Genomic DNA, 7,219 nt, shown 5'->3' with positions numbered 1-7,219 from the left:
ACTACAACCGCACCAGGCTCCACAGCTACAACAACTATCTGTCGCCAATAGCCATGGAGCAAAAAGCGGCATAAACACCGTAACCGGTGTCCGGGATTACTTGACCAGTTCAAGCTCGCTCCCACAGGTTGATCCCGGTCGTACACAGACTTTGTGTTCACCGCAGATCCACTGTGGGAGCGAGCTTGCTCGCGATGGGGTCGGCACATCCAACATCGCTGGCGACTGACATACCGCTTTCGCGAGCAGGCTCTCTCCCACAGATTGATCCCGGTCGTACACAAACTTTGTGTTCACCGCAGATCCACTGTGGGAGCGAGCTTGCTCGCGATGGGGCCGGCACATCCAACATCGCTGGCGACTGACATACCGCTTGCGCGAGCAGGCTCGCTCCCACAGGTTGATCCCGGTCGTACACAGACTTTGTGTTCACCGCAGATCCACTGTGGGAGCGAGCTTGCTCGCGATGGGGCCAGCCCATTCAACATCGAATTCAGCAGCTATAGCGCTTGCGATAAGCACCCGGCGACACACCAAAGCGCGACTTGAAGGCCGACGAGAAGTAGCTCGAATCCGAGAAGCCCCAGGCATAACACAGCGCCGAAAGCTTCTGTTCGACATCGGCGCGGCGCAGGTTTTCGGCGCAGAAGTCCAGGCGGCGGTGCTTGATGTATTGCGCCACCACCAGGCCGCGCTTGGAGAACATCCGGTACAGGCCGCGCACGGAAATCCCCACTTCACGGGCGATCAGCTCGGGGCACAGTTCTTCGTCGCTGAGGTGGGCGTCGATGAAGGCGATGATCTTGCGAAATTGCCGCTCATGGGCGTCAGCACCGCCGTCCCGGGCGCTGATGCCCGGCAGCAACAGGCTGGCCAGGGCATCGAGCACGGCCTCGCTTTCCTGCATGTCCAGCCCCTCCTGCTGGCGGGTGTCCAGCACCAGCTTGTTGGCCATCGCCGCCAGGGGGCTGCCGGCCGCGATGCGCGTGGCGCAGTTGACGGTATTTAAGTGCGAACCCCGCTCGACCACCTGGCGCGGAAGAATCAGCGACAGCTGTCGGCAATCGTCGTTGTAGATCATGTCGCTCGGACGGCTGGCGTCGATCAGGGCAATGTCGCCACAGCCCAGTTGCGCGCGGTTGTCGCCCTGCTCCAGTTGCGAGCTGCCGCGCATCTGGAACACCGCGTAGTAGTGGCCGTCGCTGCTGGTGCTGACGTCCTTGCTGGTGCGGTACAAATGCACGTGCGCCATGTCGACCACACTCAGGTTGATCGCACCGCTGCGAAATTCCGCCAGTTCGCCGTAGAAATCGGTGTCCAGCGCCCGGGCATCGAAACGCCCACAGGCCTGGTTCACCTGGCTCAACCAACTTTCGAACGCCTCGTTGCGCACCGTCGATGCTGTAATCATGTCCGCAAAGCCTCACGTTTTTGTTGTTATTTTTCGACCGCTTCATCGAGCGGTTCGTCAAACGGTTGTTTCTGTAGCCATCTCCTCCTTCGACGGCCGCCGGGCGCCCATTCAACAGGCTCCGGCCCAAGCTTTCCAGTCGACCTACGGGTTAAATGTCCAATACCAGACGAGCGGAAAGCGCCCGTGATACACACGCGCAAATCTGCTTGTTGGACGCCTTTTCCTTGTTCGACAGGCAGTTGTCGCGGTGCTCCGGCACGCCGTCCAGTACCTCGACGATGCAGGTGCCGCAGATGCCTTCGCGGCACTCGGTGTCGATGTCGCAACCGTGGGCCTGCAACACGTCGACCAGGCTGGCGTTGGCCGGCACCTGCAGCACCACGCCGGAACTGGCCAGCTCCACTTCGAACGTGCCGGCCGGAGCGCTGTTGGCGGCCGGGTCTGCGGCAAAGTGTTCAAGGTGAATCGAATCGTCAGAGCGACTGCGGGACGCCACTTCCACCACTTTGTTCATGAAAGGTGCCGGGCCGCAGGTATAGACGTGAGCGGCGCTGCCGGCACGCGCCAGGCATTCGCTCAACGCGCCGTCCAGATCCGCCGGCTCTACGCCGTAATGAAATTCCACGTGGGCGGCGAACTTCGTCGCCAACAGCTCTGTAAACGCCGCGTACTGCGCCGAACGGGCGAAGTAATGCAAACGATACGGCTGGCCGCTTTCCGCCAGTCGATAAGCCATGCTCAACAGCGGCGTCACGCCAATACCGGCGGCGAACAGCACGTGTTCGCTGGCACTGTCATCGAGACGGAACAGGTTGCGCGGCGCGCCCATTTCCAGCTCCATGCCCTCTTCCACTTGCTCGTGCAGCGCCAGCGAACCACCGCGCGACTGGGCTTCTTTCTTCACCGCCACCAGGTAGGCGCGGCGATCCTGCGGCGGGCTGCACAGCGAATACTGGCGGGTCACCCCGGTCGGCCCGGTCAGGTCGACGTGGGCACCCGGTTCATAGGTGTCGAGCGGCTGGCCGTCACTGCGCACGAGGCGAAAGGAACGGATATCCAGCGCTTCGTCGACGATCCTTTCGATCTTCACCTTCATCATTGCATCACCTGAATACTGTTGTTTTGGTTTACTGCCCCTTGTAGGAGCGAGCCTGCTCGCGATGAACCTGAGAACAACGCGGGGTGTCAGGTTTCCCGCGTTATCGTTGGCGACCATCGCGAGCGAGCTCGCTCCTACAGGGGGCATTTTTCTGCTGCTCAGCGCATGAACAATCCGCCATTGATGTCCCAGCACGCACCCGTTACCGAGGTGGCGTTCTCGGCGATCAGCAGCAACACGCTGTCGGCGATGAACGTTGGGTCACCGAGGGTGCCCGCCGGGATCATTTTCAGGATCTGTTCCAGACGCTCCGGAGCCACGGTTTCGCGTACCACCGGCAAGTCCAGCGGACCTGGCGAGATGCTGTTGACCGTCACGCCCTGGGGCGCCAGTTCACGGGCGAAGACTTTGGTCAGGGTCGCCACGCCACCCTTGGCCGCCGCGTAATGCGCGCCGGTGGCGGTGCCGCCGTTCTGCCCGGCCAGGGACGCAATGTTGACGATGCGACCGAAGCCGCGCTCGGCAAAGTGCGCGCCGAATACCTGGCAGGCCACGAAGGTGCCGCGCAGGTTGATCGCCATCGACTCGTCGAATTCTTCTGGTGTGATGTCCATCAGCGCGGCGACTTTCGACACACCGGCGTTGTTCACCAGAATGTCGGTGCCGCCCCAGCGCTCGGCGAGCACATCGCGGGCACGTTGAAAGTCGGCCTTGCTGCGCACATCCAGCTCGATGGCCACGGCGCTGGCGCCGCTGCCATCGAGTTCCAAAGCCAGTTGCTGCACGCCATCGAGGCGCACATCCGCCAGGCCGACGCGATAACCGGCTGCGTGCAGACGGCGGGCGATGCACTCGCCCAGTCCGCGCGAGGCACCCGTTACGAGGGCTACTCGACTCATGATGTTGCCCTCACAAAAGGAAGCCGAGCGCGCTCAGGCTGTCGGTGGAGTTGATCAGGCGCACCACTTTTCGCTCCAGGGTCGGCACGCCGTCGGTAAAGCGGATACGGTGGTTCAGGTCGGCCACGAACGGCGTGTGCACGCCGCGCTTGTAGGCGTACAGCAACTGCGCCGAATTGACTTCGACGATGTCGCCGGCCGCTTCCACCAGGCGGAAACGCGAGATCGTGCGGATGGTTTTCGCTGCGTCCACCGCCGACGGCGAGTAGCCGGCGGTCAGGCGTTCGATACGCAGGTCACGCATGCGTGCATCGTCGTAGGCGTAGTTGAGGGTCGCTTCGAAATCTTCGGTGTCCGGGTCGATCGGCACGATGTACTTGCCGCTTGCGCTCCACAAGGTTGCCCATTCGGCGTAGTTCTTGTGGTCGAGCAGTTCGGCTTCGCGCCAGATGAACTCGATGGCCTGGGCCAACGGGCCGGAAAAACCGTTCAGGGTGTCGTGATTGCTCATTGGCTCATCATCCTTTTCCACATGTCGTAGGCACCGCGCATGCCGCCTTCGTCGGTGGCGTGGCTGACCTTGTCGCCGTTTTCAGCGGTGATTTCGCGGTTCAGGCCGCGGTTGACCAGGATCGGCGCATCGACGCCGGCGTACGAGCCGCGCTGCACGCGGTCCCAGGCTTCGGCATCGTCAGGGCTGCCGAAACCGAACGGGCCCTGGAAGTGTTCGTGGATGCGCATGCGTTCGCGGTTGGCGATTTCCGGGCCGCCGTCCATGCCGAGAGCCACGTGGCGGATCTCGGTTTCGGTGACCGACACCGGGCGCAGCGCGCGGAAGAACGACATCGACATCGCCACGTTGGGGAACAGGTTCAGGTTGAAACCGGCGCCGTGCAGCGAGCGCACGATGCGACGGACCTGATCGGCCGGCATGGTCTTCGACAGTTCTTCGGTCACATGGGCGAAGCGCTCCTGCAACTGTTCGGTGCCGTCGTCGTGATCGAGGTCGACGTGCTCCGGCACCATCACCATCACGCTGTGGCCGTTGCCCAGCGAGTGGGTCACGGCTTGCTCGTCGGTCATGAACGAGAGCATTTCCGAGGTTTCTTCATCCACCGACGACATGAACGATTTGTGCACGATCGGGAAGTGGTAACCGTCGGTGGTGTTTTCCAGCTGGATCTTCCAGTTGCCCTTGAAGCTGAACTTGTGTTCGCCCTGGGTCTTGATCGGGTAGCCGGCGCCCTGCTTCATGAACAGGTCCATCCAGTGTTTCGCGCCGCCGAGGAAGTCTTCCAGCGGCTCGATCTCGTCGTTGTAGCTGGCGAACACCATGCCGGCGTAGCTCTCGACGCGCAGGCTGGTCAGCGGCAATTCCGACTTTTCCAGAATGCCTTCGTAGCCGTCCGGATACGGCAGCGCACGCAGTTTGCCATCCAGGCCATAGGACCAGCTGTGGTACGGGCAGGTGAAACCGGTGGCGTTGCCCTTGTGCTTCTCGCACACGGTGGCGCCACGGTGGCGGCAACGGTTTTCCAGCACGTTGATGTTGTTCTTCTTGTCGCGCACCACAATCACCGGGCGGCGGCCGATGGTGGCGGTCTTGAAGTCGCCGCTATTGCGCACTTCGCTTTCGTGGGCAACCCACACCCAGGTGCGGTAGAAAATCTTGTCCAGCTCGGCTTCGAACAGCGCCGGGTCGTTGTACAGCGAGACGTCGACGCGGTCGTGCCGGACCAGGTCTTCGGGGCTTTTCGACGTTGCGATCAGCTGATATTCATGAGTGCTCATGCGGTTCTCCTCATGGCTTCTTTTTATGATTGAGTGGTAGAGGCTTGCAGCTGCGCACCAAAGGCGCAGACCAGTTCGTCCTGTCCTTTGCGGCCAACGATTTGCAGGCCGACTTTCAGCCCGCCGCAATCGAGTTCCACCGGCACCGTCAGCGCGGGGTGACCACTGAGGTTGAAAGGCCGCACCAGCGGGGTCATGCCGGCAACGGCTTTGCTGCCGGCGCGGGCTTCGCTGAGGGTTGGCGGCAAGGTTGGCAGTGTCGGCAACAGCAATACGGCGAAGTCTTCCAGTGCTGCATCCACCTGTTGGGTGAACCGCGTGCGCACGGCGCAGGCATCGGCCAGCTCTTCGCGCGTGGTGCGACTGGCCGCCAGCAAGCGTGTTTCCACATCGGCGCCGATCAGGCCCTTGCCGGTCAAGTGGCCGAACGCCGCCCAGTTTTCGAAATTGATCACCGTCAGGCCGGCGGCAAACGCTGCTTCGAATTCGCTCAGGTGCAGGTTGCTGCGACGCCATCCGGCGCGGTCCGCGGCGGCACCCAGGCTGGCTTGCAGGTGCGAATCACAGGCCACCTCGAGAAAGCCGACTCTGGCGCCGTCGCCTGGCAGGCCTTGAGCGGAAAAGCCCGGGCAGATCACCTGCATCGCGGCGATCAGGTCGTCCATGCTTTTGGCGAACGGCCCGACGCAATCGAGGCTCGATTCCAGTGGATGCGCACCGACACGGCTGACGCGACCATAAGTCGGCTTGAGCCCGGCAATCCCGCAGCACGCTGCCGGCACCCGCACCGAACCACCGGTGTCGGTACCGATGGCGACGTCCGCCAGACCTGCCGCGACCGCCGAAGCCGAACCGCTGGACGAGCCGCCAGGCACACGGTCCGGCGCTTGCGGATTGATCGGAGTGCCGGTCCAGTCGTTGATGCCGGTCACGCCGAACGCCAGTTCATGCAGGTTGGTCTTGCCGACGATCTGCCAGCCAGCATCGAGGATCGCATCGACCACCTCGGCGTTTTGCGTCGCCGCCGGTGCATCGGCGAACGCACGGCTGCCTGAGCGGGTCGGATGGCCGGCGATGTCGATGGAGTCCTTGATGGCGACGCGCTTGCCGTTGCCACCGAGGAGGAATTCGCTGATGAAAGTACTCATGCGCTCAGCTCCGAATTGAACAAGCGTTGCGTGCGGAAATACGCGATCAGCCAGACGCCGTCGACACAACGGAAATCGATGTTCAGGCGCGTGCCGAACAACTCATTGCGGCCATCGGCGTAGGTCGAGATCTGCTGCATGATCCACTGCCCCTGCGCCGCCTTGCCGTCGACCACGATCGACTCGCTGGTGAGGTAATGCAGGTTCAGCTTGAAGTGGTCGGACGGCGGCAGATAACCGCCGACAAACGCCGCCACCGCCTCTCGCCCCTGGTGCTGACCGAAGGTCTGTGCGGTCTGGGTGCCGATACCTTCCCAGATCGCATCCTCGGTGAACAATTGCGCCAACTGGCTCAGATGAATCGCCGCCCGCGGCACATCGCACAGGTCCATGTAGCGCGCCATCAGGCGACGCACTGCGCTTTCCCCTTCGAGCGTCGCCAGACGCTGCAGCAAGGCCTCGTTCATGGCTTACACCTTGGCCGCGTCAGGAATGGTCAGCGGACGACCGATGCGCGCTTCGATCTTGGCGTAGCGCCACAGGCTGTATTGGCCGACCGGTGTGGTGCGGAACAGGTTGCAGGCGTCGATCACCGACTGGTGGCAGTCGACGTCGGCCATGATGTACACGGTCCACGGCGAAGTGGTGGACGGGCCGACCATCAGGCGGTCGTCATCCATCGCGCCGAGCACGGTGATGCCGGGCATCGCGCCGAGGTCGCCCATCATTTGGCTGAAGCCTTTCCACACGCTCAGGCCTTCGCCGGTGGGCAGGTCGAAAAAATTCTGGGTGATGCCGATGCAGAAGACGACGCGCAATGGCTCTTGGGTGGTTTGCGACATGGGTGCGATTCCTTGAAAAAGTAATG

The 7,219-nt window shown here is 62.5% G+C and carries 8 protein-coding genes; all 8 read right to left on the bottom strand.

Going from position 1 to position 7,219, the window contains the following annotated elements; all coding sequences use genetic code 11:
* Positions 1–493 precede the first annotated feature (493 nt).
* Positions 494–1,411: a transcriptional regulator FeaR gene (gene feaR, locus KW840_RS28265; RefSeq protein ID WP_218498465.1), complete on the bottom strand. Its 918-nt coding sequence runs from the start codon at positions 1,409–1,411 to the stop codon at positions 494–496.
* Between the two features lie 151 nt (positions 1,412–1,562).
* Positions 1,563–2,513: a PDR/VanB family oxidoreductase gene (locus KW840_RS28260; protein WP_218498464.1), complete on the bottom strand. Its 951-nt coding sequence runs from the start codon at positions 2,511–2,513 to the stop codon at positions 1,563–1,565.
* Between the two features lie 158 nt (positions 2,514–2,671).
* Entirely contained in the window at positions 2,672–3,412 is a 741-nt protein-coding gene (locus KW840_RS28255; protein ID WP_218498463.1) for an SDR family NAD(P)-dependent oxidoreductase, read from the bottom strand.
* 10 nt (positions 3,413–3,422) lie between these two features.
* Positions 3,423–3,923, bottom strand: coding sequence for an aromatic-ring-hydroxylating dioxygenase subunit beta (locus KW840_RS28250; protein WP_057715409.1), 501 nt, complete (start codon positions 3,921–3,923; stop codon positions 3,423–3,425).
* Entirely contained in the window at positions 3,920–5,203 is a 1,284-nt protein-coding gene (locus KW840_RS28245) for an aromatic ring-hydroxylating dioxygenase subunit alpha (protein WP_218498462.1), read from the bottom strand. The genes KW840_RS28250 and KW840_RS28245 overlap by 4 nt, the downstream gene beginning before the upstream one ends.
* Before the next feature lie 23 nt (positions 5,204–5,226).
* Positions 5,227–6,351: an amidase gene (locus tag KW840_RS28240; protein WP_218498461.1), complete on the bottom strand. Its 1,125-nt coding sequence runs from the start codon at positions 6,349–6,351 to the stop codon at positions 5,227–5,229.
* Positions 6,348–6,818 carry a nuclear transport factor 2 family protein gene (locus tag KW840_RS28235; protein WP_218498460.1) on the bottom strand — a complete coding sequence of 157 codons (471 nt, stop codon included), beginning with the start codon at positions 6,816–6,818 and terminating at the stop codon, positions 6,348–6,350. The genes KW840_RS28240 and KW840_RS28235 overlap by 4 nt, the downstream gene beginning before the upstream one ends.
* Before the next feature lie 3 nt (positions 6,819–6,821).
* The gene (locus KW840_RS28230; protein WP_057715413.1) at positions 6,822–7,193 is read right to left on the bottom strand and encodes a hypothetical protein; all 372 of its coding nucleotides are present in this window, start codon (positions 7,191–7,193) and stop codon (positions 6,822–6,824) included.
* Positions 7,194–7,219 lie beyond the last annotated feature (26 nt).

Origin of the sequence: Pseudomonas sp. PDM30, assembly GCF_019218985.1 — a bacterium.
Classification (GTDB): Bacteria; Pseudomonadota; Gammaproteobacteria; order Pseudomonadales; family Pseudomonadaceae; genus Aquipseudomonas; species Aquipseudomonas jessenii.
Note: the sequence above shows the minus strand (reverse complement) of the source record. Positions and strands in the feature narration are given on the sequence as shown.